The sequence below is a fragment of the Paenibacillus sp. MER TA 81-3 genome (genome assembly GCF_023713585.1).
In the GTDB taxonomy this organism is placed as follows: domain Bacteria; phylum Bacillota; class Bacilli; order Paenibacillales; family Paenibacillaceae; genus Paenibacillus_B; species Paenibacillus_B profundus.
Window position 1 is genome coordinate 53382 of sequence record NZ_JAMAWB010000020.1, and the last position, 26154, is coordinate 79535.

At 49.4% G+C, this 26154-nt stretch carries 18 protein-coding genes, 2 pseudogenes and 1 CRISPR repeat array; of the genes and pseudogenes, 16 read left to right on the forward strand and 4 right to left on the reverse strand.

Annotated features, from left to right (window positions below):
• The first annotated feature begins 4 nt into the window (after positions 1-4).
• The gene (locus tag M3650_RS32345) at positions 5-1711 is read left to right on the forward strand and encodes a TIM barrel protein (protein WP_311295125.1); all 1707 of its coding nucleotides are present in this window, start codon (positions 5-7) and stop codon (positions 1709-1711) included.
• Positions 1711-2760, forward strand: a complete 1050-nt coding sequence (locus M3650_RS23865) for a Gfo/Idh/MocA family protein (RefSeq protein WP_251578421.1) — start codon at positions 1711-1713, stop codon at positions 2758-2760. The genes M3650_RS32345 and M3650_RS23865 overlap by 1 nt, the downstream gene beginning before the upstream one ends.
• 730 nt (positions 2761-3490) lie before the next feature.
• Here the strand turns inward: M3650_RS23865 and M3650_RS23870 are convergent.
• Entirely contained in the window at positions 3491-4900 is a 1410-nt protein-coding gene (locus tag M3650_RS23870; protein WP_251578423.1) for a hypothetical protein, read from the reverse strand.
• 251 nt (positions 4901-5151) lie between these two features.
• Positions 5152-7878 carry an aconitate hydratase AcnA gene (gene acnA, locus M3650_RS23875; RefSeq protein WP_251578425.1) on the reverse strand — a complete coding sequence of 909 codons (2727 nt, stop codon included), beginning with the start codon at positions 7876-7878 and terminating at the stop codon, positions 5152-5154.
• Positions 7879-8225: 347 nt separating this feature from the next.
• On the opposite strand from acnA, the gene M3650_RS23880 reads away from it, so the two are divergent.
• The 10 genes from M3650_RS23880 (at position 8226) to M3650_RS23925 (ending at position 18100) form a co-directional block, all read left to right on the forward strand.
• On the forward strand, positions 8226-9221 hold the full coding sequence (locus M3650_RS23880) for an amidase domain-containing protein (RefSeq protein WP_251578427.1): 996 nt from the start codon (positions 8226-8228) through the stop codon (positions 9219-9221).
• 139 nt (positions 9222-9360) lie between these two features.
• Positions 9361-10476, forward strand: coding sequence for a D-alanine--D-alanine ligase (locus M3650_RS23885; RefSeq protein ID WP_251578429.1), 1116 nt, complete (start codon positions 9361-9363; stop codon positions 10474-10476).
• 257 nt (positions 10477-10733) lie between these two features.
• On the forward strand, positions 10734-11438 hold the full coding sequence (locus M3650_RS23890) for a response regulator transcription factor (RefSeq protein ID WP_251578430.1): 705 nt from the start codon (positions 10734-10736) through the stop codon (positions 11436-11438).
• Positions 11435-12109, forward strand: a complete 675-nt coding sequence (locus M3650_RS23895; RefSeq protein WP_251578432.1) for a HAMP domain-containing protein — start codon at positions 11435-11437, stop codon at positions 12107-12109. Before M3650_RS23890 ends, M3650_RS23895 begins: the two co-directional genes overlap by 4 nt.
• Positions 12110-12913, forward strand: a complete 804-nt coding sequence (locus M3650_RS23900; protein WP_251578434.1) for a sensor histidine kinase — start codon at positions 12110-12112, stop codon at positions 12911-12913. It begins immediately after the preceding gene.
• A complete protein-coding gene (locus tag M3650_RS23905; protein ID WP_251578436.1) occupies positions 12910-13980 on the forward strand; it encodes a LolA family protein in 1071 nt (356 codons plus the stop codon). Before M3650_RS23900 ends, M3650_RS23905 begins: the two co-directional genes overlap by 4 nt.
• Before the next feature lie 27 nt (positions 13981-14007).
• Positions 14008-14487 carry a PH domain-containing protein gene (locus M3650_RS23910; protein ID WP_251578438.1) on the forward strand — a complete coding sequence of 160 codons (480 nt, stop codon included), beginning with the start codon at positions 14008-14010 and terminating at the stop codon, positions 14485-14487.
• Complete coding sequence (locus M3650_RS23915) at positions 14480-15937, forward strand: PH domain-containing protein (RefSeq protein ID WP_251578440.1); 1458 nt, start codon at positions 14480-14482, stop codon at positions 15935-15937. The genes M3650_RS23910 and M3650_RS23915 overlap by 8 nt, the downstream gene beginning before the upstream one ends.
• A 1253-nt stretch (positions 15938-17190) precedes the next feature.
• Positions 17191-17709: a DUF3231 family protein gene (locus M3650_RS23920; RefSeq protein ID WP_251578441.1), complete on the forward strand. Its 519-nt coding sequence runs from the start codon at positions 17191-17193 to the stop codon at positions 17707-17709.
• A gap of 202 nt (positions 17710-17911) precedes the next feature.
• Positions 17912-18100 carry a hypothetical protein gene (locus M3650_RS23925; protein WP_251578443.1) on the forward strand — a complete coding sequence of 63 codons (189 nt, stop codon included), beginning with the start codon at positions 17912-17914 and terminating at the stop codon, positions 18098-18100.
• Here M3650_RS23925 and M3650_RS23930 read toward each other — a convergent pair.
• A pseudogene (locus M3650_RS23930) lies at positions 18090-18692 on the reverse strand (ATP-binding cassette domain-containing protein); the annotation flags it as partial. The gene M3650_RS23925 and the pseudogene M3650_RS23930 overlap by 11 nt on opposite strands.
• Positions 18689-18933 (reverse strand): annotated as a pseudogene (locus tag M3650_RS23935) (GntR family transcriptional regulator); the annotation flags it as partial. The pseudogenes M3650_RS23930 and M3650_RS23935, both read right to left, overlap by 4 nt.
• 692 nt (positions 18934-19625) lie before the next feature.
• On the opposite strand from M3650_RS23935, the gene M3650_RS23940 reads away from it, so the two are divergent.
• The 4 genes from M3650_RS23940 to M3650_RS23955 all read left to right on the forward strand — a co-directional run bounded on the left by M3650_RS23940 (position 19626) and on the right by M3650_RS23955 (position 26132).
• On the forward strand, positions 19626-20585 hold the full coding sequence (locus M3650_RS23940; RefSeq protein WP_251578445.1) for a hypothetical protein: 960 nt from the start codon (positions 19626-19628) through the stop codon (positions 20583-20585).
• A 526-nt stretch (positions 20586-21111) separates the two neighbouring features.
• Positions 21112-22026 carry an aminoglycoside phosphotransferase family protein gene (locus tag M3650_RS23945; protein ID WP_251578447.1) on the forward strand — a complete coding sequence of 305 codons (915 nt, stop codon included), beginning with the start codon at positions 21112-21114 and terminating at the stop codon, positions 22024-22026.
• A gap of 248 nt (positions 22027-22274) precedes the next feature.
• A CRISPR array of direct repeats spans positions 22275-23170; the repeat unit is 30 nt; unit sequence GTTTGTAACGTACCTATGAGGAATTGAAAC.
• Between the two features lie 113 nt (positions 23171-23283).
• A complete protein-coding gene (gene cas6, locus M3650_RS23950) occupies positions 23284-24048 on the forward strand; it encodes a CRISPR-associated endoribonuclease Cas6 (RefSeq protein WP_251578449.1) in 765 nt (254 codons plus the stop codon).
• A complete protein-coding gene (locus M3650_RS23955; protein WP_251578451.1) occupies positions 24045-26132 on the forward strand; it encodes a TM1802 family CRISPR-associated protein in 2088 nt (695 codons plus the stop codon). The genes cas6 and M3650_RS23955 overlap by 4 nt, the downstream gene beginning before the upstream one ends.
• Positions 26133-26154: the final 22 nt, after the last annotated feature.

A 26154-nucleotide genomic window follows, 5' to 3' on the forward strand; every position in this document is an offset into this window, starting at 1 on the left:
ATTGATGAAATTGGCTGATCTCCGTCCAAGGCTCGGAATATTGACGGACGAAGTGTCGACGCATATGGATGAAGCGCTGGCCTGGATCGCAAACAAGGGATTTGCCCGCGTCGAGCTGCGCACGGTGGACGGGAAGAACATGATGGAAGTGCCGCTGGAGCAATTGGAGGAGCTTGCGGCGCAGATTAGCCGCTTAGGGTTGACGGTTTCTTGCCTTGCTTCTCCTGTATTTAAGTGTGCCCTGAGCCCATCCCGCCAGGTTGCGGCGGGTGATACATTCGGGCAAGCGGAGGAGGGGGTGGAAGCGCATTTTGCTAAATTGGATCAGGCGTTCCGGCTAGCGAAGGTGCTCGGCACGAACCGAATTCGCATCTTCTCGTTCTGGCGGGAAGACAATCCAGAAGATTACTTTGATGAAATCGTCCGGCATTTGAAGCGGGCTGCCGAACGTGCCGCACAGGCAGGAATGCTGCTGCTGCTCGAGAACGAGCCGGCCTGCAACGGAGGGTTCGCCGCCGAGGTGGCTGCATACGCCAGAGCGGTCGATTCAGCGGGACTGAAGGTGCTGTGGGACCCGGGCAATGAAGCTTATGGCGGCAGAGAGGCGTTCCCTGCCGGATACGGGCATGTGCGGGACGTGCTTGCCCACGTGCATCTGAAGGATGCCGTCCATATTAACGGGCAAGGCGTGTGCGTTCCGCTCGGGCAAGGTAACGTCGATTATGTGCAGCAGCTGCAGGCGCTGCGGCGCGACGGATATGAGGGGGATTTCACGATGGAGCCGCACGTTGTGCCAGAGGGCGGAACAGCGGCAGACGGAGTGGAGCTGTCCCTGCAAGGACTGGAGCAGATCGCTATTGCCATGCGCACCCATGAGTCACCGTTGGATGCGCGGCGGCAGGATATTCTGCAAGTGCAGGTCTACGAAGAGCGGGGGCAGATGGGCAGAGCTGCGGGCGTCATGGTCGCAGACCAGATGCGCCGCCTCTTGAGCGAGCAGCGCGAGATAAGGATTGTGTTCGCAGCGGCCCCGTCACAGAATGAACTGCTGCACACCTTGACCGAGGCGGACGGCATCGATTGGAGCCGGGTGACAGCGTTCCATATGGACGAATATATCGGGCTTGCCCCCGATGCGCCGCAGCGCTTCAGCCGATATCTGCGTGACAGGCTATTCGATATTGTGCAGCCGGGCCGAGTCCACTTTATCGGAGCAGAGAACACCGCATTGATAGAAGCGGAATGTCTGCGCTATGCCGAGCTGCTGTGTGAGGCGCCGCTCGACATCGTCTGCTTCGGCATCGGGGAGAACGGGCATCTCGCCTTCAACGATCCGCCGGTTGCCGACTTCCATGATCCGATGCTCGTGAAGCCTGTCGCGCTCGATGAGGCGTGCCGCCGGCAGCAGGTGAATGACGGCTGCTTCGCCACATTCGCCGACGTGCCGACGCATGCGCTGACGCTCACCATTCCGGCCCTGCTGTCAGCGCGCTATATGTACGGGGCCGTTCCCGGGCTGCGCAAGCGTGCGGCGCTGCAACAAACGCTGTACGGCCCGATTGCGTCGGCGTGCCCGGCCTCGGCGCTGCGCACGCATGAATGCTGCATCCTGTTCGCTGATGCGGAGGCCTTCTCATCCTCCAACCCTATAGATGAGTTAGATTCGGCAGGCAATGTCCATATCACTCAAATGGAAGAAGAGGTGTTATGATGACTTATTCCAACGAACGGAAGCTTCGCTTCGGCATTATCGGTGCGGGCGTCATTATGTCTTCGCATGTCGATGGCATTCGCAACAACGGAGATGCGGCCGAGGTAGCGGCCGTCTGTGACGTGGATATCGACAAAGCCCGGAACGCGGCTGAGAAATATGACATCCCGCTGGCGGCGGCTGACATGGATGAGCTGCTCAAGCGGGATGATATCGATGTCGTCAGCATCTGTCTGCCGAGCGGCCTGCATGCAGAGGCGGCAATCGCCGCTGCCCAAGCAGGCAAGCATGTTCTCTGCGAAAAGCCGATTGATGTCACGTTGGAGAAAATCGACCGCATTATTGCGGCCAGCAGACAGTATGGAGTGAAGCTCGGGGCGGTTTATCAGCGCCGCATGATGCCGGCCGCCATCGCGGCACGTGAGGCGATTGCCGCAGGCAAGCTTGGGCGGATGGTGCTGGGCGACGCCTATATGAAATATTTCCGCTCCCCCGAGTATTACAAGAGTGCGGGCTGGCGCGCGACATGGGAGCTCGACGGCGGCGGGGCGCTGATGAATCAGGGCATTCACGGCATCGACCTCGTCCAATGGATGATGGGCGACATCGAGTCTGTCTTCGCCTACGCCGCTCCGCTCGTGCGCGACATTCCGGTGGAGGACACAGCGGTCGTCGCGGTTAAATACAAGAGCGGCGCCTTCGGCATCATCCAAGGGGCGACGAGCGTCAATCCGGCGCAGGACACGCGCTTCGAGCTGCACGGAGACTTGGGGACCATCGCGTTCGGCGACGGCGGCATTGCGGCCTGGACCTATCCGGGCAGCGAGGAGGATATGCCGCAGCTCGGCGCGGAAGCGAAGCAGTCGCCGGGAAGCGACCCGCGCAGTCTGTCCGCCGACGGGCATACGCTGCTTGTCCGTGACCTCATCGAGTCGATTCGCGAAGACCGCGAACCGGCGGTGTCGGGCGAAGAGGCACGCAAGGCGGTAGCGCTCATTCTGGCCATTTATGAATCGGCCCGCATCGGCAAGGAAGTCCGCCTGGGATAACCTCCTGCTGAGGGCTCGCTTGGCGTGGCATATTCAGGCGCTGCCGATTAGTATGCTATGCTTCGAAGCCCCAGAGTATGGTGGTTAAATGGGAGAAAAATAAGTTACTCAGTTCTCCCTTTAGCGCCATTCTCCCCTTCTATCAGAAGATGTTGGTTAATTAAGATGATGATGCCAATTGATGGACGGTTCCAAATGGTACAAAAAAATTTATGAGTGCTCGAATAGCTCATGAATGCTCGAATAGCCCATTTTTGGGAACTCACACTCGCGCTTGACTAGAAGCTCCAGTACCTCGATAGCTCTTTGCTAGAAGAGACCGCTGTTACTTAATCAGGCGCTCGTTGTTATTTTCCCTGTTGTTGCGTTCACTGAGTCAAGGGGAGAATGGACATATGTATGAGATAAAGATAGATAGAGTCAAGCATTTGCGTGCCGGACTGTAGGCTAGAGTTTGTGAATTACGGGCGCATCTTGGTAAAATGAGAAACAATAAGATTATCCCGCCTCCTGAATTAATGGGAGAGTGGGACAATGCAACAGATAAGAAGATTTATCGCTTGCCTTTGCCATGGTTTCCTGAGTGATTGGAACAGTGGGCATAAACACCAATGTGGTATGCAGGCGAAGCGATATTTCCAGAGCCGGGGATATGTTCCCCGGCTCTTTATGTCCTTATGGTGCCGCATTGTTAGCGGTATCGATGTCCCAGAGTTGTGGCGTGAAAGCGTCATGCAGCAAGCAAAATAATCATCGCGACCAATGTCGTAACAGCAAGGCCGATGACGACGGGCACGAGATTGCGGCGCGCCAGCTCGAATGGACTGACACCGCAGATGGCGGCGGCTGGTATGAGAGCCCACGGAATGATCGTGCCGCCGCCGACCCATATTCCGGCTACCTGTCCCAACGCGGTCAGCGTATCCGTGCCGCCGCCAATGGCGGTGCCGAACAGCGCGGCGATGGAGCCGGCCAGCGAAATGCCGGAGAAGCCGGAGCCGTCGAGCCCCGTTATGGCGCCTACGACCGTCAACGTTATCGCTCCCACCGCTGGGTGGAGCGGCACGCTGTGGGCTAACGCCAGACCGAGGTCGTTCACGATGCCGAGCGAACTCTCCGGCAGCGCTTTGGCGAAGATTTCGAAGAAGGCGGAGTCGCCCAAGTAGAAAAAGGCGGCAATCGGAATAACCGGACCGAACACTTTGAATCCGAAGAGGAAGCCGTCGACCAAATACGAGGTTGTGATGTCCAGCGCCTGCTTGCGGTGGGTGAGCAGCACGACGAGGATAAGAATGACGGCGGCCGTTCCACCGATGAGAGCGGTCGCTTCGCCGCCTTGCAGGTTCAAGCGGAACAGCATCATGACGTCGAGGAGAAATAAGACCGGAATAACGAACGCGAGAACCGTCCTGGCCGAGCCAGGCAACGGCACGCGTGCAACATCGAAGCCGCTTCGTTCGTCGGTCTCCGCCAGGCCGGTATTCATCGTAAGCCGGCCTGAGCTTACATCGCGCCGCATCATCCAGAAGGCGGCGACAGTCGTCACCGCGCCCATGATGACGACGAGCGGCACGCTCGCCTGCAGCACGCTTTGTACCGGCAGGCCTGCTGCATCCGCGGTCAGCTTCGGGGCGCCTTGGATGACGAAGTCACCCGATAGCGCGATGCCGTGGCCGAACAGGTTCATCGCCATCGCGACCGCAAGCGGGGGCAGCCCTACGCGTATGGCTGCGGGCAGCAGAACGGCCCCGATTAGGGCGACTGCCGGTGACGGCCAGAAGAAGATGCTGATGACCATCATGAGGAGGCCCAGCGTCCAATAGGTCATCGCCGGGCCGCGCATCAGCTTCGTGAATGGGGAGACCATCGTCTCATTGACGCCTGAAGCGAGCAGAACCCTGCTCATGGCTACGATAATAGATATGATGAGTATCGTGCCCAGCAACTCTTTTATGGCGTAAATAAAGCTTGTAAAAATACCGCTTACAGCCGAACTGACGGAAGAGGTTGCAAGCAATCCGAGTATGAATATCCCGGCCATGCAAATCAGCGTCGTATCGCGTCTCATGACAAGAAAGCCGATGATGAGTCCGATAAACAGGAGGTACACCCAATGGATTCCGATTAAAGCAACACTCATCTTTTCACCTCCATAATGGGCTAAAGGCTTGGCGATTCGTGTTTTATCCTATGCAAGAGCCTATCCGTTGGGAAGCGGGATAAGTTCTGCCAGCAGTGTTTTTTTTGAAGTGGAAGCGGGTAAGCAACGGCTTGTCATGTTCGATAACATGTCAACCGTTTTTCACGTTAAATCACGTTAAAAAAAGCACCCTCGGACCCAAAATCCGAGAGTGCTTTCGCAATTCCTATATTAAGGCTGCTTCATTAGTATTACGCGTGCGAGCTCTCCTGTGCAATCATTTGGCGCAAAACAGTTTGCAGAATACCGCCGTTATGGTAGTAGTCCACGTCTACCATGCTGTCGAGGCGGGCGGTGGCAGGGAATTCGAACGTCGTGCCGTCTTCGCGCGTCGCGATGACTTGCAGTGTCTGTCCGGGTTGAATGTCGTTCGACAGCCCTTGAATATCGAACGTTTCGCTTCCGGTCAGTCCGAGCATCTTCCAGCCTTGGCCTTCCTGGAATTGCAGCGGGAGCACGCCCATGCCGACCAAGTTGGAACGGTGAATGCGCTCGAAGCTTTCCGCGATGACGGCTTTCACGCCAAGCAGGAATGTTCCTTTCGCTGCCCAGTCGCGGGAGCTGCCTGTTCCGTATTCTTTGCCTGCGAGGACAATGAGGTTCGTGTCGTCCCCTTGATATTTCATCGATGCGTCGTAAATGGACATCACTTCATCCTGCGGCAAATATTTCGTAACGCCACCCTCGGTGCCTGGAGCGATCTGGTTGCGGATACGGATGTTCGCGAACGTACCGCGCATCATCACTTCATGGTTACCGCGGCGGGAGCCGTAAGAGTTGAAGTCTTGACGCTTGACGCCATGTTCAATCAAATATTCACCCGCAGGGCTATCTGCCTTGATGTTGCCGGCAGGGGAAATATGGTCGGTCGTTACGGAGTCGCCGAGCAGCGCCAGCACCTGTGCCGCCTTAATGTCCTTAATGTCGTTCAGCTCGGAACCGAGGTTCGAGAAGAACGGCGGATTTTGAATGTATGTCGATTTGGCATCCCATTCGTACAATTCACCTTCCGGAACCGGAATGTTGTTCCAACGCTCATTTTGCGTAAATACGTTTTCGTATTTATCGCGGAACATAGCTGGTGTAATCGCTTGGGCAACCGCCTGTTTAATTTCTTCGGAAGAAGGCCAGATGTCCTTCAGGTATACAGGCTGATTGTTCTGATCGAAGCCAATCGGCTCGTTCGCCAAGTCGATGTTAACTGTGCCCGCAAGCGCATAGGCAACGACAAGCGGAGGAGAAGCGAGGTAATTCGCCTTCACTTGCGCATGCACGCGGCCTTCGAAGTTGCGGTTACCAGACAATACAGCCGCCACCGTCATATCCTGCTCGGTAATTGCCTTGCCTACTTCATCTGGCAGTGGGCCGGAGTTCCCGATACATGTCGCGCAGCCATATCCGGCAACATGGAAGCCGAGTGCTTCGAGAGGGTCGATTAGGCCCGCTTTCTTCAAGTATTCGGTTACGACCAGCGAGCCCGGCGTCAAGCTGCTCTTCACGTAAGCCGGCTTCTTCAAGCCGCGCTCGACCGCCTTCTTCGCCACCAAGCCGGCACCGATCATGACGCTAGGGTTGGACGTGTTCGTGCAGCTCGTAATCGCTGCGATGACGACCGCACCGGTTGTCAATTGGCTCGTTTCGCCGTTCGGGTGGGATACCGGAACTTTTTGTTCAATTTTGTCGTCGCTCAGACCATAGCCGCCTTTGTCGATCGGCGTGCGTACGATATCGAGGAACGCTTTCTTCATTTCAGTCAGCTCGACGCGGTCTTGCGGACGCTTCGGACCGGCCAAGCTCGGTACGATGGAGCTCAAGTCCAACTCGATGATGTCAGAGAAGACCGGATCCGGCGTGTCTGTCTCACGGAACATGCCTTGCGCTTTATAGTAGGCTTCAACGAGCGTGATTTGCTCATCAGAACGACCAGTTAATCGCATGTAGTTCAACGTTTCTTGATCGACAGGGAAGAAGCCGATCGTTGCACCGTATTCCGGAGCCATATTCGCTACGGTTGCACGGTCCGCCAAGCTGATGTTGCCAAGTCCTGGGCCGAAGAATTCGACGAATTTGCCGACAACGCCCTTTTTACGCAGCATTTGCGTTACAGTGAGCGCTAAGTCGGTCGCTGTCGCGCCTTCTGCCAAGCTGCCCGTCAATTTGAAGCCGATAACTTCAGGCGTGACGAAGTATAGCGGTTGTCCGAGCATTCCGGCTTCCGCCTCGATGCCGCCGACGCCCCAGCCGACAACGCCAAGACCGTTAATCATCGTCGTATGAGAGTCGGTACCGACGAGAGAGTCTGGGAATACTTCGGTAGCGCCGTCGATTTCCTTTGTTGCGGCAACGGATGCCAGGTATTCCAAGTTAACTTGGTGTACGATCCCGGTAGCCGGAGGTACGGCACGGAAATTATCGAATGCCGTTTGCGCCCAGCGCAGGAAGCGATAACGCTCTTCATTGCGCTCGAACTCGACGTTCATGTTATATGCTAATGCATCCTTCGTGCCGAAAGCATCGACCATAACGGAGTGGTCGATTACGAGATCAACCGGCACGAGCGGATTGATCCGTTTAGGATCTCCGCCTGCTTGCTTCACGGTATCGCGCATCGCGGCTAGATCCACGACGACAGGAACCCCGGTGAAATCTTGCAGCACGATGCGTGCGGGAATGAACGGAATTTCCTTATTCTCATCACGTCCATCCGCCCAGTTGGCGATTTGATTGACGTGTTCCTTCGTAATCGCGCGTCCGTCGAATTGACGAACTGCCGCTTCAAGCAGCACCTTAATGGAGAAAGGGAGTTGATTGACGGAACGGTAGCCTTGGGATTCCAACGCTTCCAAGCTGAAATAACGGTACGCCTTGCCGCCGACGCTAAGTTCGCGCTGAGCGGAAAATGCATCTGTTCTTGCCATAGAAAAAACCTCCTTCTTGGTTTTGCAGGTTTTGCTTCCGTAATATACTGCGTGATTGCATCTGGTTGTAGAGTAGTGTAGGTTGTTTCTCTTTCTGTCTTTGTTTCATTAGATGGAACACGATTCCATAATTTCTTCACACCTTCAGTATATCGTGTTCCAGTGAGGCCGTAAAGAGCTATTCCTGCAAAAAATTGCCCCATTTGTGGCTAATATAACTTCTAATTGCAAACGTTCGACATGTGCTTGATAGTTCCTGCATACAATGGATAGCAAAATGCCGCTGCTTCAAGACAGCCTGTCCAGCAAGTGAGGCTACGCGGCGTGTCGGACAAGGAGGCAGTATTATGCGGCAGGATTGGAAAAATACGCTCTATTTATATGTAGATCAGCACAATCGAACCGAAGTCGATGACAGACAACATGCCGTCTCGGCCCCTATTGCGGATATGGATTATGTGCTTAAAGCGAGCGATCGGGCGAGAAGGCTCCAGTCATGGTATCAAGAGCGGGGCACATCCCCTTCGAAGAGCGAGACGAAAGCCAAGCTCATACGGACGCATGAAGGCGACGGGGAAGTGACAGTCGACGTCGAGTTCCACATTCAGCGCATTTGTGAGCAGCAGGGCGTGTCGCTCTCTGATGAGCGGATTGAAAGGGAACGTGTGACTTTAATGAAGGATGGCGACGGCTGGATTATCGGGCGTGTGGAGACGCCAGCGCTCGAGCGGCGCGGCAAGCGTCTCAATGGAGAGGCGCGCGAGTACGAGGAACGTGGATTTCGCTCCACGCCATTTTTGAACCGTGACGTTCTAGGCGGTGTCCGGACGGCCCGGGCTGTGCCTTACCGTCGCGATAAGGCAGTAGAATATGCTGAGCAGTGGTGGAATGAAGCGAATCCACGTTTTCTTTCATTTGAAGTTGATTGCACAAATTATGTCTCCCAATGTCTCTTTGCAGGGGGGGCGCCTATGAACTATACTGGTAGAAGAGAAACGGGCTGGTGGTATAGAGGCATGGTGAACGGACAAGAGGCCTGGAGCTTCAGTTGGGCGGTCGCCGACAGCTTGGAACGGCATTTGACGAACAGCACAAGCGGTCTAAGGGCTGAACCGGTCAACCATGCAAGCGATTTGCAGCTGGGGGATGTTATCGCCTATGACTGGGATGGCAACGGCCACTACCAGCATAATTCGATCGTGACGGCATTTGATGTGAGCGGCATGCCGCTCGTAAATGCTCATACGACGAACAGCCGCCATCGCTATTGGGATTATCAGGACTCCTATGCCTGGACGGAGGCGACGCAATATCGCTTTTTTCATATTGCAGATGCTTTCTAGTCAGAATGCGTTCTAATAGTGCATGTTCAAAAGGGCGGTTTTTTGAACAGCTTCTAACTATACACCTTGACCTGTGGAGCGTTAGACCCGGATCTTTGGGAGAGGACAACAGGCGCTCTAAGCGCTGACGGAGGGAATTATGGGACAACAACAGAAATTGCGCGTCGGCTTGGTGTACGGCGGCAAATCGGGGGAGCATGAAGTATCGCTCTCGACGGCATTCGCCGTGATGGGGGCACTAGATTACGAGAAATACGAGATCGTTCCTTTCTATATTACGAAAATGGGAGAATGGCGCGTCGGCGAACTTCGCAGCACGCCATTTTATGATAAAGCCGAGCTTGCGCTCGAATCTTGTGCAGGACGTACCGTGCATGCGATGGAGATACTGTTCGCCCGCTTGGATGGGGCGTGCGGTACGGCAGGCGAAGCGAACTGCGGAGTGGACGTCATGTTTCCGCTCCTTCATGGTACGAATGGCGAAGATGGCACGATTCAGGGCCTGTTCGAAATGGCGAATGTGCCGTATGTCGGCGCTGGCGTGTTGGGATCTTCCGTGGGTATGGATAAAGCCGTGATGAAGCAAGTATTCGCCCATGCGGGGCTGCCGCAGTGCAAATATGTACATTTCATCCGAGCTGGCTGGGAGCATAATCAAGCGGATATTATCGCACAGATTGAGAATGAGCTCGGCTATCCGTGCTTCGTCAAGCCGGCTAATCTCGGTTCTTCTGTCGGCATCTCCAAAGCGCGCAATTACGGCGAGCTGATTCAAGCAATTGAAGAGGCGCTCCGTTATGACCGCAAAATTGTAGTGGAGGAATTCGTTGATGCGCGCGAAGTGGAAGTGAGCGTACTCGGGAACGACGAAGCTCAAGCATCTGTGCCAGGTGAAATCGTCTCATCTAACGATTTCTACGATTACAAGGCGAAGTACATTGACGGCAAATCGCAAATTGTCGTTCCGGCTCCGCTTGACGAGGAAATGCTTGATAGGCTGCGCAACATGGCGGTGCAGGCGTACCGCGCTATCGATGGCTCAGGTTTGTCCCGCGTCGATTTCTTCGTGCGCCGCTCGGATATGCACATCTTCATTAATGAAGTGAACACGATGCCAGGCTTCACGCCATTCAGCATGTACCCGCTCATGTGGAAAGAGACGGGCATCGCCTATAGCGAACTGCTCGACCGTCTGATCCAGCTCGCGTTAGAACGCTTTGAAGTGAAGCAGCAGTTGAATTACGAGAGTGTGTAATTGCCATTATAAGTTATCATTCCGGGTGGTTGCCGTTATGCGGCAGCCGCCTTTTTCGTGCTGCGGGGTGAAGAGTATCGAATGATAGATGAGGAATATTACTTTTCATGGCAATGGCGAACATTTACAGTTAGGCGGCTGCCGACTCGGCGAGATGAACACCTTATAATAGAAGAAACCCGTTTTATAAAGAAAGTATTAAATTCGGCGAAGCTTTCCCATAGAGCGATATACTGAAAAGCAAGGAGAGGACGAATATGTCGGCACACCTATTGCTTGTTGAAGATGATAGAGAGATTGCCCGCATTGTACAGGATCATTTGCGGAGACAAGGCTATAATGTAACGTGGTCCTCCACAGGATTGGAAGGTTGGGAGGACTTTCACAGCGGCTCCTTCGACTTGGTTATGGTCGATTTGATGCTGCCGGAAATGGACGGGTTCACCCTGTGCAAAAATATTCGCCTGAGCAGCAATGTGCCGCTTCTTATCATAAGCGCGCGCCATGAAGACGAAAGCAAGGTGAAAGGGCTGGAATTGGGTGCAGATGACTACGTCACCAAGCCGTTCAGCCTATCCGAGCTATCGGCGCGAATCAGCTCGCACCTGCGAAGATTTCGGAGATACGAGAGTGAGGAGGTTCAGCCTCGCTTCAAAAAATACGAGGGCGGCCTCATTATTGACGAAGACAATCAGCTCGTCACGCTGCACGATCAACCGCTCGCGCTGACGTTGAAGGAATGGGCATTGCTGCAGCTGCTGGCCCAAAATCCGCAGCTGGCTTTTTCAAAGAAGGAATTGTATGAGCATGTGTGGCATCAAGTGAACATCGAGGGCAACAACACGGTATCCGTTCATGTTAAAAGTCTCCGCACCAAGCTAGGCGAGGACATTCGCGACCCGCTATATATACAGACCGTGTGGGGGACGGGGTATCGCTTTATCGGCGAGTTGGCGACATGAAAATCAAGCATTGGCTGATGGTGTCTTTTCTCGTCGTCATGCTGCTGCCGGTCGTTGCCGGTCTCGTATTTTTTCAGCTCATTCAGGCCTATGACGAGCGCCAAGAATTCAAGGAATACGTAGAGGTGACGGGACGTCTGCAGGAGATAGAGCTATTGCTGCAGGAAGGCGATCTGTACCGGGTGCAGCCTGCAGAGAAGTTCCAAGCCGTGCAGAACGCGGCGAGCAGCTCGCTGAAAATAACCTTGTACCGTGCGGACGGCATCACCGTATATTCTTCGATGGCGGACAACCTTGCTCCGAAGCTATATCGGGTGAATACCTCGATTCTGTACGAGCATTTATACGAATTGCGTAAGTCCCATCGTGCCTATACACTCAAAAAACCTTTTTTTCACCAAGATGATCTGATTGGCTTCTATGAGATTACGATAGTCCGGGATCAGTGGCTGGAGGCATTTCAACATCGCACGTTGCTCGTTGCCATCGGATGGGGACTGTTTTTTCTGCTCCTATACGGAGCGGCGTTGTACGTCATTCACCGCAAGTTGAATCGCCCGATGCAAAGGCTAATGAGGCAAATGACGGCGTTCGCGAAGGGCGAAGCCGTGCCGGATACGGTCAACATGACGAAGGATGAGATGGGCGAGCTCATCGCCCGTTTCCATTAGATGCGTGCCCAGATTGAACGCGCGCGCCAAGATATCGCGGAAGAACAGCGGGAAAGAGAGTATATGGTGGCCTCGCTGTCCCATGATTTGAAGACGCCGCTGACCTCGCTCCATGCCTATGCGGAAGCTTTGCAGCAGGAGGAGGAGTTATCTGAGGAAGAGAAGCGAGAATATTACGCCGTCTTGTTCGACAAGATCGAGCACATGAAGCGGATGCTGGACAACTTGACGATGTATACCGCGTTGAAATCATCCGCACAGCTGGAAGAACGGGTGGAAGTGGATGGGGACGAAATGTTCGACATGCTCTTTGCGGGATATGAAGAGTTGTGCGCGCAGCGTGGCATCCGGCTTATAACCGAGTGCAAGGTAACGGGTTCTTACTTGATGAATGCGCAGCAACTGATTCGGCTCGTCGATAATCTTATGAGCAATGCGATCCGTTATACGGAGAGCAAACAGTCTATTTGGCTGGGGGCATATTCACCGTCCCATCCACTCCCGTCTTGGATATTCCCTACGTTAGCCGATGAGGTTCAAGAATGGGGTGGCGATAGTCTGCTCATGCTCGTGCAGAATCAAGGCGAAACGATTGCGAAAGACCAGCTGGACCGGATATTTGCGCCGTTCTATCAGGCGGATTCCTCGCGGACGAAGGCTCATGCGGGAAGCTCTGGTCTTGGCTTGAGTATTGCGAAGATGATTGTAGAGAAGCATGACGGCAATGTCCGGATCTGGTCGGAGGCTCCATTCGGCACTCTCGTGGCATGTCGTTTTCAGGTAAATAAGGAGGTTCCATCATGATGATTCGTAGCGGACTGAGCTTACTATTAGCCAGCAGCATATTAATAAGCGGGTGCCAAGGAGGGACCTTGGGCTTGCAGCTGTCCGGCGAGCAAATCGTCGACAAGGTGCTGGAGGAAGGGAAGGGCAAGATCTCTTATTATGCCGAGAGCACAAGCGTTACCTATGAAAACGGGAAGCGGACAGACGAATTCAAGATGAAGGAATGGCTTGACGCGAATACGGACAGGAAGCGGGTCGAGGTGACGACTAATCATGACAGCTCCGTATCGGTGAACGACGGCAAGCGGATTGTCGTATTGGACCGTACGAAAGGAGAAGCTTACCGCATGCAACTGCAGGATCAGGCACAGCCGCTGACGCAGCGGGAGCAGGTCAAGGCGCTGCTGGAGTCGCTGCGGGAAAGTCATGAATTTGAAACGCTCGGGGAAGAAAAGGTTGGAGAATGGAATACGATTCATTTCAAGGCCACTGCCAAGAAAAAGAGCGATCTGTTTCAACGCATGGAGCTGTGGATTGATCCGAAATCATGGATGGTATTGAAAAGCATCTTTGAGAGCGGGCCTGTGACATCAGAAAATTTGTACACGAAGTTGGACCTATCTCCTGAATTCACTGACGATGTGTTTACATTAGAGATTCCGGATGGTGTCACAGTACGGGAGCTCGACGATATGAAATCGATGAAGAACGTTTCGCTTCCGGAAGCGGAAGCGGCGCTGGGCCAATCGTTCCTGCAATGGAAGCAGGCCGAAGGGAAGCTGGCCGGCATCGAGCTTTACGACATGCAGGGGGAGTTGAGACGAACAGAGATTACGCTGAATTATTGGAAAGACGACAAGCCATATTTCATGATGAGTGTTTTCCCTGCCCCTGAAGACGAAGGCGATAAGGACGACAGTTATTACGGTGAAAAAGTGAAGGTCCGCGGCAAGGCGGGAACGTACTCAGATACGCTGCGTTCGGTGACTTGGGACGAAGGCGGGCTGCGATACACCATTTATCCTGATCAAAATGGCATGGCAAAGGAGCAGGTGCTATCCATTGCAGGCGAACTGCAGCAATAATACATCCGTCGTGAAGGAGCGCTTTTTATGTATAACAGACTATCACATAGGCTGCATCCCGATTACGTAAAGGTAGCGCGGATTCGCGCTTTTCTTACCCATTTTGTTCTTTTCGCCATGGTCGTGGCCTATGTTATCGTTGCGCGCGATCAAGGGTGGGTGTTGTATCCGGCCCGGATTGCATTGGTTCTATTTCTTATTACGTCTATATGGTACATTTTCATCTCGCCGGTGCTGACCTACAGCTATTTCAAATACGAAGTGCGAGAAGAGGAAGTGGAGATTCAATCGGGGATCTTCTTCCGCAAGCACATCCTGGTGCCCATGACTCGCGTGCAGCATGTGGAAAAAGCAAGCGGACCGGTGCTGCGCAAATTCGGGTTAGCCAAAATATCGATCGCAACTGCGGCTACGACTCACGAAATTGAGGGGCTGCAGGCGGCGGCTGCCGAAGCGCTGAAGCAACGTATTGCAGTACTCGCCCGTGTGGAGGACGACGATGAATAAGGATACGCGCCTGCATCCGTTGTTTATTTTGTTTTCTTTGGCGGACACGGCAAAGAAGCTATGGCCGGTGCTGCTTATATTTCTCTTTAAAGGCGCGCAGAATCCCAATCGAATTCTAATTATAGGCGGCGGCGTCCTGTTTCTGTTCCTCATGGCAGACGTAATCAAGTGGCGCAGGTTCACCTATCGTGTGGAAGCGGACAAGCTGATTATCCGCCACGGGTTATTCATGCGGGACGAAAAGACGATCTACTTCAGCCGCATCCATTCGGTGCGGGTGGAGCAGCCGCTGCTGCAGCGCCTGTTCGGCATGGCGCAGCTGAAGATTGAGACGCCGGGCGGCAGCGCGGAGGCGGACGGCGTCCTGCCGGCGTTGACACGGGAGGCGGCTGACCAGCTGCGCAGCATGCTGATGCGGCAAGGCAAGGGAGCGGAGCCGTCTGGCGAAGCTGGAGCCGCGGAAGTGGAAGCTCGGGAGCCGCGGGAAGCCGGTGCTGCTCCGCTTCCAGGCTATGCCGTCCGCATGACGCTGGGGCAGCTGTTCGTCGCAGCGCTCAGCACGATGAACTTCGGGCTTGTGCTGGCGTTCTTCGCCGGAATCATCTCGTTTGCCAATGATATTGCGAAATTTATCATCCCGCGAAGCGTGTTCGATAAGCTGCTGCAATTTTACGAGACGAGCGTGTCCGGGCCAATGTCCATCCTCATTACAGTTGCGGGGGCGCTGCTCCTATCGTGGCTCTTATCGACGGTGCTATACATCGTCAAATATTATGGTTTTACGGCAGAGCAACGGGATGGGGACATCCTCATTACGAACGGACTATTCGAGAAAAAAATGAATATCTTCAAGCCGGAGCGCGTGCAGGCGATTGTCGTGAAGGAAGGCCTGCTCCGGCAGGCGCTGGGCTATGCTGAGATCGAAGTCCGAGTATTATCAGCAGATAAGAAGGAGGCGCTCATGCTGCATCCGTATGTTCCCGTTCGCCAAATTCCGGAGCTTCTGTCCCGGATCATTCCGGGCTTTGATATCGGCTCCGTGCAGCACTGCGCGCCCCGGCGGGCCTGGTGGTACTATTTCCGCTTTCGGTTGCTCTTCTTGGCGCTGGCCTTCCTGGGACTGTATTGGTTCAAAGGGCCGTTGGCCTATTGGGTGCTGCTGTTGCTTCCCGTGCTGCTGCTGACGGGCTACTTGAGCTTTCGCGACGAAGGGGTGGGGCTGCAGGACCGGCAGCTTATCGTTCGGAACCGGATTATCGCCCGGAAGACCTGCTATGTGCTGCGTCCGCAGATCGTCGCGCTGAAGCTGGGCCATACGTATTTTCAGGAAAGGAAACAGTTGCTGTCCCTGACGGCCCATCTGCTGAACGGCGATTCTTATTCGCTCACCTCTCTCGAAGAGCGGGATTTGCAAGAGGTATGGCATTGGTACCGCAAAAAGAAAAGGTAGAGTGTAACGTGTCGTCGATCTCCAATCGCGTAAAAAGAGCGGGGGATCGACGACACTTTATTTTTCAGAGAGAAAAGGAGCTTGGTCGAGCTGGGAGTAGATTTGCCAACGAATTCAGATTTTTCATTTTCGACTAAATGTGGGGAGGAGAGCAATGGTGATGTGGCGAATGCTTTAAGGGCAAGGCTTTTTGGGTTTTGAACGTACCTATGAGGAATTGAAACAAAGATATAAGCTCTCTTGCTTCTGCTTCTCGTTCTTGGTTTGTACCGGTTGAACCGATCACATTCTGCGGCTGCCCGTTCTTCCATTGTTGTTGTCGCATGGTTGTAGGTGGATATCAGGGTGCGCTCGTCCGAGTGTCCCAGGCGTTCGGCTACTGCCTTTGTTGTCATGTCTGCCACCACCAATTAGTTGGCGTGTTCGGATGTTCGGATGGTATGGTATGCCGTCATCTTTATGAAAAAGCAATTGTCGCTCTCCACCCTGCCATCTGTCCCCCAGCATCCCACATCTGCCTTTTCCAGAACTTTACGTATGCCTGCAGCTCGTCCAAATACCACTTTGACATTTTGATTGTACACATTGAGAGCGGGTTTTGGACATTTTAATCAGATGCTCACGCTTAATTTTCATAGGGATGTTTTCATCAATGAAAATAGTATCGTCCCCGAAGTCACAGTCTGAAATCTCAGGCGCCACAAGCTCTCCGCGTCGTAGGCCCCCGAAAAACGTCCCCAATATCATAAGCCGCCATATAGTTGGTTGTCGGTACAAATCGTCAATAATTTCATTGATTTCAGATTCGTCAAACGCTCCGGTGCGAGCGGTCGCAGAAGATGCAGGCGCAAAAGTAAATGGGCATGGAAAAGAGAAAAAGGTCTGTATTCAACTAAAACAAATCGAACGGAAATAAATAAATTGCTAATATATTGCTATCATCTCCATCTTCCTCTAAAGTTAGGAGCGTTGTTGAAACACAGTAACAAATCAAAAAAACATGCATATGCTGTTAGCAGGTCTTTCGTCTTTCATACTGGGAATTGATGTTTCAGCCTTAATCCTGCTTAATGTAGCAGGATTTTTTTTATTGCACGCAGGCATTCAGAAGCACCGATACATCAAACGCAGGTGATACACACGCCAAATAAAGTATCCAATCAAGGTCCTTATTGGAAAAATTTAAGTGAATAAATACCTCTCATTAGACAACCTTAATATTGACTGACCTACTAATGACAGGAGATGTTAAAATGGGTATTTTAAGCGGCAACCCTAAAGATGAACCCCTTCACTACGGGGAAGCGTTTGATGTATGGGCATTCTCAGTGAAAGCAAAAGGTTGCATTTCCGTTTACCGGGCTTACCATTATCACGCCGGGGATAAGGATTTAAAAAGCATATTAGACGATTTGATTAATCAAGCGGAACTGGAAGCCAAAGAATGCGATCAAATTTTGATTAACAATGGACTAGCTCCAATTCCGAATCCCCCTGAAAGGCCGGAAGCTAAACTTGAAGAAATTCCCGCCGGCGCAAGACTTGCTGATCAAGAACTTACACCATTGATTGCAGCTGACACTGCGGCCAGCATGGTAGCATGCAGCCAAATCATGGGGAAGTCAATTCGGGAAGACATCGGTGCATTGTTTGGCAAATACCATATGACGAAAGCGGCATTAGGTTTGAAAATTCTTCAGATGAGTAAAGAAAAGGGATGGTTGGTACCACCCCCGCTTCATGTAAAAAGACCGGAGCAAGTTGAAAAATAGATAAAAAGGTTAGAATCTCAAAATAAAAATAAAGGCCCCTGAACAACAGGGGCCGGAAACTCATTCAACTTTTCCCTTTTATTCTCCTCCGGAAATACGGCCGATCAACTGACTTCCGCCCATTTAAGCGAATTCTTCCATGCACGCATTGAAGTGCGGTTTACTGTGTTCTTAACCGCCCGCCATGGCGATCAAACACCCGATGATCAGAGAGACAATCAGCCGTGAGCAAAGAGAAGCGGAGAAATCGCAGGTCAGATGGTCGATCTTCGAACAAGAACGATATCAAGGTGTAAATCAAGGTAAGAGGCAGCGTCATCAAGACCAGCTCCCAAGCGGAGTAGCGGAGGAAGAAGTCCAGCATCACCTTCCAGCCCTCATAGTAGGATAATATGCTCCAATATCCGGCTTACTTCATCAATCAGGTGGGTCGAGAGCACAAACGTACGCGGGGCTTCGTATAATCCTCGAGTAAGCGATTATAGAAAATGCTTCTCGCGACCGCATCCAGACCCAGATAAGGCTCGTCGAACAGCGTAAGCTGAGCGCGGCTCGCCAAGCCGACGACGATGCCAAGCGCCGACAGCATTCCTCTGGACAGCTTCTTCACGATCCGACGCGGCGGAAGCCGGAAATCCTCAATCAATCTTGCGGCCAGCTCCGATTCCTATTCAGGAAAGAAGAAAGCCAAAACTACCAGCACATCCTTAATGCGGAACGTATCCGGGTACTTCTGGCTCTCCTTGATAAGCATACTTGGCTGAGGACCCAGTTATTCTCAAAGGGAGCCTCCCCGAACAAGCGGATGGAACCGCTCGTCGGGAACAGCTGTGCCGTCATCAAATGCATTATCGTTGTCTTCCCGGCTCCATTTCTGCCCAGCAGCCCATATATTTTATCTTCATCCATCACAAAGCTGACATTCTGGACCTCGTTAACATTTCCGTTTTGGTCAGCTCCCGCACTTCTACTACATGGCTCATCGCGTGCCCTCCCCTCTGCGAATCATATCGATTAAATGGTCTGTCGTCATACCCAGTTTCTCTCCTCCCGGATCATCGTGACAACATATTGTTCTTAGAATTTCTCCTTGCGCTTCGCCAACAAAAGGGCGCGTGATCCCGCCGCCACGAACATGCCAATCCCTCTCTTCTTATATAGAATCCCTTCATCTGCTAGCAGATTCACACCCTTTGCCACAGTCGCTGAATTGATCTGGTAATATCTGCATTTACCCATGATAAAAAAGGGCCCCGGCATATTGCCGGAGCCCTTGCTGCCTGCTTCCGTTAGATAGGAATGTCTTGCGCCGCATCCTAGGATGCTTGGAACTGTGTCACGATCTGAGATGGAGCGGACAGCGCGTTCACCGCCGCATTGCGGCCATCCGCACTGGAGAGGACGAAGATTCTGTACGTCACGCTCTGGATTGCAGAGCCATAGATATCTTTGTAAATTGGTCCTCAACTTAAACCCGTAAATTCGCTGGAAAATCGGGGGAAAAGTGAATGGGGATGAAATGGGGGCCAACTCTAAGTCATGATCCAGAATAGAGGGGTTGGAGGGATTCAGATTTATCTTTTCGCTCATCTTCAGATCCTTTTACCATTCTGAGCTCCCTCTTCATTTTGGCATTAAAAATGACTGTTCGCGGCTAAAATAATCCAAATATTAGGTATAGTTGTAATTTATTATGACTTTCAATGTTTTTGTCATATTAACGAAACACAATATAACAATCCTTATTTCATGCAAGAATCAAATACATGTTATCTTGAAAATGTAACGATAGTTAAAAATATCTAATAAGGAGAGAGGGGGAAATGAGGAAAACAGAATGAGAAAAGCGGCGGGCATATGTAATCAACTATTGCAGCAGGAAATTCAACTTTATAAGGATTTGGAGATGAATGTGTATGAATGCCAAAATAAAACTTCTAACAGCAATCATGATGTTAAGTGCTGCATTTCTGATGCCGACAGGAAACATTGTTAGTGCTGACACGGAAGCAATGAACGTAAATAACGAAATCAGATTGACCAACTATCAGGCGGTACAAGTTGTTAATATCGAACAATCAGCCAGAAAAGTAATTCCCAATTATGTGCGTTATATTCATAACGGTTTGCATCCTAGTGTCCGAGTAGATGTGCTTGATGTGAAATTAATAAATGTGGAAGAAAAAGGTGCTGTCCCGGATTATCCGGTTAAATCGGAGCTCATTCAAAGAGGACCGGAGAAATTGGTCCAGACTTTAACGCATGATGCGATTAATAATAGTTCTTCCGGTGAATTAACGGTTTCTCATACTTTTCAACATGGCATATCGAACGCTTCAACTCTAACGAAATCTATTACCCATAGCCATAAAGCTGGCGCTAAATTTACTTATAAAACAAAAGCCGAATTTTTAGGTACAGGAGCAGAAGTTGGGGGTGAACTCGCATATGAATATACGAATTCAAATCAAAGCGGAACATCTGATGCAAAAACAATAAATTATGTAATCAGCTCATCTGCATCTGCAAAATTGCCGCCAATGTCAAAGGGGACTTTGATTTCAAGTGTATATTCATCCCCTGCCGTTTATAAATTACAGAGCCAAAGCTACTTTACTGGAGACGTTCAATTTTCTTACATTTTATCCAACGATGCTCCGGGAGCCGTCCGGACTTTAACTGTTCCATTATATGATTTATTTTTCAGAGGAGATGAACATAACGATGTTGCGTTTAAAGATAATCTGTGGGCATCCTCTGTTTGGGATGCTACGGGTAAACAGACAAAAGCATTGATTTTTGAAGGTGCTTCTATATTGAAAATGGACCAACAATACAGAACGGAGACATACTTGAAAGATGTAAAAGCGCGTTAAGCAGCACGACCTGTTCTTGTATTTGCATAACAAATTAAAATTCTCCCCTCAACATACACTGTAACAAGCTGACGCCTGTTAGACAGACGCCAGCTTGTTGTGGAGTTTCAAATTCACTTCTGTGAGAACTGCAAGCTGCCTCATCCTATGCCTACATTACATTCGTTCACATTACCGCTTAACTTCCAGAACAACATCATCAACAAGGACAGGAGAGGTACCCGCTTGAGGTATCGCGTTTATTAGGATGGACGTATAGAGGCCGCAGTCCCCGCCCCAATATTGATAATCAAAGCATGTCCAGGTAGCCAAAACAGTTGATGGGAACAAAACGTCTTCATTTTATGAATAATAAACCTGGAAAAACTCTATGGGGAAGTATACCGGATTAAGGCTTATCCAACCTTTTTATACGGAAGGATGCTATATTATATTTAACGGTCTATGAACATAAATTTGATTAGCCCGAAGATGATGTACGGTTTGTACAAAAAATAATATGTAAACGCAGGGGAGGTATAGCAGGGTGAATAAAACCTTTAGCGAAATACCGGATGCCTGTACATGGAACATTGTGGAGGCTGTTCATAAAGGTTGGTCAAAAGACAAGAAATATTATATTAAAGCTATAGACGGCAGAGAATTGTTGCTTAGAATGGCGGACATATCCCAATATGAAAATAAGAAACGGGAATTTGAAGCTGTAAGAAAGCTTGATCATATGGATATTTTAATGTCCCGGCCGATTGATTTTGGAATTTGCAATAACGGTCAGTCCGTATACTCTTTATTCACTTGGGTCGAAGGAGAGGATGCGATACAGGTTATTCCTGCACTAGGCGCTAAAGAGCAGTATCGGCTTGGTGTTAAAGCAGGGGAGTTTTTGAGTAAAATGCATCAAATTCCTGCGGAGAACAATCAATCGCCTTGGGTAGAGTATTATAATGGAAAAATAAACAAATACATAACGAATTATAAAGCATGCGGCATTCACTTAAAGGGTGCAGATAAAATAATCAACTATATTGAACAAAATCGATATCTATTAGAAAACCGTCCCCAGTCTTTTCAACATGGTGATTATCATGTCGGAAATATGATTGTTACAAAGTCTGGTGAACTGGGTATCATTGATTTTAATAGGTGTGACTATGGTGACCCATGGGAGGAATTCAATCGTATTACTTGGTGTGCAGGCATGAGTGGAATATTCGCATCGGGCCGCATCAATGGATATTTTAATAACGAGGTGCCCGATTTATTCTTTAGATTAATGGCCTTATATATTGCCGGCAACCAACTTTCAGCAATTCACTGGGCGATTCCATTTGGACAAGAAGAAGTTGATATTATGCTGGAAGGAGCCGGAAATGTTTTGAATTGGTATGATGAATTTCAAACATATGTGCCGAACTGGTATTTGCCAAACTACACTGAATGAGCATATACCCTTTGAGTACCTCGAGTATATATCAGGTAATTAGGATAGAGATTATGTCTGGGTGCAAAAATATGACTGTTTTTGTCGTCGACCCCCAATAGCGCCAAAATCCCGGGATATCGACGACAGTCCGTTTTTACTATAAAACCTGTAGTATCAAGGGTAAATATGTTAAAGTGGTTTTTGAACATCCTTGACTTTCCCATTGTTTCTTTTTCTAAAACGCCGCTATCATAGCTTTTTTTCGGGTTTGTAACGTACCTATGAGGAATTGAAACCTGAATCTAAGAACTCGTGTCCCTCCCAAGTAAGGCCAGTTTGTAACGTACCTATGAGGAATTGAAACCACTGTAGAGCTCAACGATAAAGGATACTTGGTCATCGTTTGTAACGTACCTATGAGGAATTAACAGGGCAAGAAAACGCACCCTAAATCAATTCATTCGAAGTTTGTAACGTACCTATGAGGAATTGAAACCTATGTATTTAACCCTTGAGAATATGTATTCACTTCGTTTGTAACGTACCTATGAGGAATTGAAACTCCGATCGGCGGAAGTGGTGACGGTATGTTTTCAGCGTTTGTAACGTACCTATGAGGAATTGAAACCCGGCGCGCGCTTGCGGAAGGATGGACGCCGGAAGTTTGTAACGTACCTATGAGGAATTGAAACGAGTTGTTCCCATTTCCATATCGCCTCCGTCCCTTAATGTTTGTAACGTACCTATGAGGAATTGAAACGGCATTAAAAAGAAGAAATATCTTCTCAACTCTTCCGTTTGTAACGTACCTATGAGGAATTGAAACGATGAATGTGGGGATATATATCGGCCAGACCAATCTAGTTTGTAACGTACCTATGAGGAATTGAAACAGGCCATGATACATAAAACACATGGGTAGCACTATAAGGTTTGTAACGTACCTATGAGGAATTGAAACATCAAATGGTGGTGATGATATGAAAGACAGCTTGAAAGTTTGTAACGTACCTATGAGGAATTGAAACTATAGCCCGAAAATATGTTAAAATCACTTCACCACCGTTTGTAACGTACCTATGAGGAATTGAAACCGTAGTAACCACCTGTTATTGTCGCGCACACAATCCGAGTTTATAACGTACCTATGAGGAATTGAAACTTGGCAGCTTGCGCCAGGTTTTCTAACAAGATTTCGACAATAATAAGAGAATATTGGAAATGCATGTAGAGAAGTAGTATGATCGAACTAGTTCAGTCAGGAGGTATTAGTCTTTGAGAATCAAAGTTACATTGACCTTCGATGGAAAACTCACGGTTCCTATCAATCACCAAGAATGGCTTCACGGACTCATATATCACAGTATCCGAGACGACGGATACCGGGATTTTCTCCACAATACGGGCTACCAGCAGGGGAAACGGCAATTTCGCATGTTTACCTTTTCCAAGCTTAATGGTTCACATAGACTAGATAGAAACTCTCACACTTTAGAATTTTCACCGCCTCATGTTTCATTCATCTTTTCAGCGTATGACAAGAAATTAGTTCAGGAACTAGTATCATCATTATTGATAAGGGATGATCTCCGCTTGGGGAGCCGTCTAGTCAGAGTGGGATCAGTTGAACAAATTCATGATACCGTAAGCGAAAAAATGGTCATTCATTTTCTAACACCGGTTACGATGTACAGCACATTTCTGCTTCACGATAAGAAAAAAACATATTTCTACTCACCATGGGAAGAAGAGTTCAGTCCGCTTATTAAAGCAAACGCTCTCAAAAAATATGAAGCCTTATACGGTGAAGTTCCGGCAAGCGATATGACAATATTGTTGTCACCCCTTCATCGGGAACGAATCAAGCCAAGAACATCAAGATTCAAATCTACAGTGATCAAGGGCTGGACAGGGGAGTTCATATTGGAGGGTGACTTGGAACTCATCCGATTAACTTATGATGTTGGTCTCGGAGGCAAGAACTCTAATGGACATGGCCTTTATGAAATTGTTCGTCATTTATCGGGGGGATATAAGTGAATCTGCCACAATTGACAGCTCAGCTGGGAGCTATTGAACGAAAAGGCCAAGACGTGCTGCATACACTGGTAAAGCCGCTAAAACTCAAAAAAAAGCCGAACGAAGCATACTATGCTGTTTACCTGACATTCGATGTTGTTCAGGATTGCATACTGCTGGAAGAGCCATTTCCATTTGACGAAAAGGTAATGAAGCGCTTCTATTATTTCGGAAATAATAGTGCAGCTGCCGCGCAGACGTATTTGGTCAGGGGAATTGATGCTTTTCATTATCTGCTCACGAGTGTATGGAATGATCTATATATATCTTTGCAACAAAATGGTTTGTCCTCATCACGACTTACTCAGCAACTACAGCTTCTCCAATCTGCATCATTTATTTCAATAGGCAACAAGAAAGGCCAAGGATATTTACATCTAGAAAAATTCAAATTTCCCACATCGTTTTCATGTGAATCTATCTCTTATTATGCCGAAGATAAATGTGTTCTTGTCAATGGAAGCAAATATAAAAATGAAGCTTTCATTCATTTATTTCTGGAAAATGAAAATAAAAATAACCGATTTGTCCTCGTTATTCCAAGAATTCGAGACGAAGATGGAGAACACGTCTTGTCTAAGCACGAAGACTATCTTCAGCTTGTCAAGCAAATAAATAGACTTGATGATACAGGTCTAAATACGGAAGCTGCTAATCAGGAACATCTGGAGCGGCTTTGTTATCTTTGCCAAAAGTCCAAGTCTGACGTATCAAGTTCATATTCTACAAAATTGAGCCGCTCGGGAATTAATAAAATATTTACCACGACTACAATCAATGCGGCACGGTTTACCAGTAAAGGCTATAGTTATGATGACTCATATGCAATTTGCGGTATATGTTATCAGAACTTGCTTGCAGGCGAAAAAGTAATTGAGGCTAAATTTCGGGGAAGAATTGCGGGCGAGAATGCCTTCATATTACCTGAACATTTGCTAGATACCTTTGATTATCAATCAATTGGTGCGATTAAAGAGGGTATAGATATTGCATTTCAAAGCAAAGAAGCCAGTGAGTGGCTGGACAAGGTGGAAGCGGATGCTTCGTGGATGAACTCCAGTTACTATATGATTCATTTTATTGTATATCGCACGGATGGCAATTCGGTCACGATTCTTGAAACAATTGAAGATGTTCCAACCGTAAGAGTGGTTCGAATTATGAAGCTTTTTCAGCATTATAACCAGCAGATCATACCGTATCTACAGGGGATGTCACTTGGAAGCATATATCGTATTATTCCAGTTCGTGAAACGGAGAAGGGGCAAGTCGATATTGGACGCGTATTGTCGCTTTATAAAGCTTTACTGTCCGGAGAACAAATTCGAACTGAAATGATATACGGCTATGCTTGCGAAGCTTTAGATAAAGGGATGCGACAGTTGGCAAAGGCCCGAATGGATAACTATAAAAACATGAATCTTGTACAGTATACCGGTGGACAAGAGGATTTCTTTATTAAGACCATTGTGATGAATTATTTAGTGCTGCTGCACACCCTTCAACATCTGCAATTGTTAGATCGAAATTTCAATATACAGGAGGATATGGAGATGTCGGATGAGCTAATGCTGTCCTTGGAAGAGAAAACAGCAATAGAAACAACAGTAGAGACTTCTTCAACGATCGATCAAATGGAGGAATATTTGGGTAAACACGCCTTTACATCAGAAGCAAGGGCGTTATTTTACTTAGGTGTAATGGTGCAAAAAGTAGCAAGGGAACAGTACAGAAAAGGTCATAAAACCAAGCCGATATTGAAGAAAATACACTTTCAAGGCATGAAGCAATACGAAATTATCCGTTTAGGCCATGATGTGTATGAGAAGTTTCGGCAGTATGATGTATTTAATACATATACAGAAACATTGATTAATCGATATAACGATAATTATGGGAAAATCAAAGACAATTGGCCGCTAAGCGAACAGGCCAATGTATTCTACCTTATGTCCGGTTATGGATATGCTGCCGGGAACAGAATGAATAAAGCCTCCATGGTGCCAGACAACGAAAGTAATATTGAGGAACTTGCTAATGGATAGACATCACAAAATTCAGAATGAG

Coding starts and splice junctions, on each gene's coding strand:
- M3650_RS23880 (WP_251578427.1), top strand. CDS start 8,226: ATGCGGCAGGATTGGAAAAATACGCTCTATTTATATGTAGATCAGCAC.
- M3650_RS23895 (WP_251578432.1), top strand. CDS start 11,435: ATGAAAATCAAGCATTGGCTGATGGTGTCTTTTCTCGTCGTCATGCTG.
- M3650_RS23920 (WP_251578441.1), top strand. CDS start 17,191: ATGGGTATTTTAAGCGGCAACCCTAAAGATGAACCCCTTCACTACGGG.
- M3650_RS23885 (WP_251578429.1), top strand. CDS start 9,361: ATGGGACAACAACAGAAATTGCGCGTCGGCTTGGTGTACGGCGGCAAA.
- M3650_RS32345 (WP_311295125.1), top strand. CDS start 5: ATGAAATTGGCTGATCTCCGTCCAAGGCTCGGAATATTGACGGACGAA.
- M3650_RS23940 (WP_251578445.1), top strand. CDS start 19,626: ATGAATGCCAAAATAAAACTTCTAACAGCAATCATGATGTTAAGTGCT.
- M3650_RS23890 (WP_251578430.1), top strand. CDS start 10,734: ATGTCGGCACACCTATTGCTTGTTGAAGATGATAGAGAGATTGCCCGC.
- M3650_RS23915 (WP_251578440.1), top strand. CDS start 14,480: ATGAATAAGGATACGCGCCTGCATCCGTTGTTTATTTTGTTTTCTTTG.
- M3650_RS23870 (WP_251578423.1), bottom strand. CDS start 4,900: ATGAGTGTTGCTTTAATCGGAATCCATTGGGTGTACCTCCTGTTTATC.
- M3650_RS23865 (WP_251578421.1), top strand. CDS start 1,711: ATGACTTATTCCAACGAACGGAAGCTTCGCTTCGGCATTATCGGTGCG.
- acnA (WP_251578425.1), bottom strand. CDS start 7,878: ATGGCAAGAACAGATGCATTTTCCGCTCAGCGCGAACTTAGCGTCGGC.
- M3650_RS23905 (WP_251578436.1), top strand. CDS start 12,910: ATGATGATTCGTAGCGGACTGAGCTTACTATTAGCCAGCAGCATATTA.
- M3650_RS23900 (WP_251578434.1), top strand. CDS start 12,110: ATGCGTGCCCAGATTGAACGCGCGCGCCAAGATATCGCGGAAGAACAG.
- M3650_RS23910 (WP_251578438.1), top strand. CDS start 14,008: ATGTATAACAGACTATCACATAGGCTGCATCCCGATTACGTAAAGGTA.
- M3650_RS23925 (WP_251578443.1), top strand. CDS start 17,912: ATGATCAGAGAGACAATCAGCCGTGAGCAAAGAGAAGCGGAGAAATCG.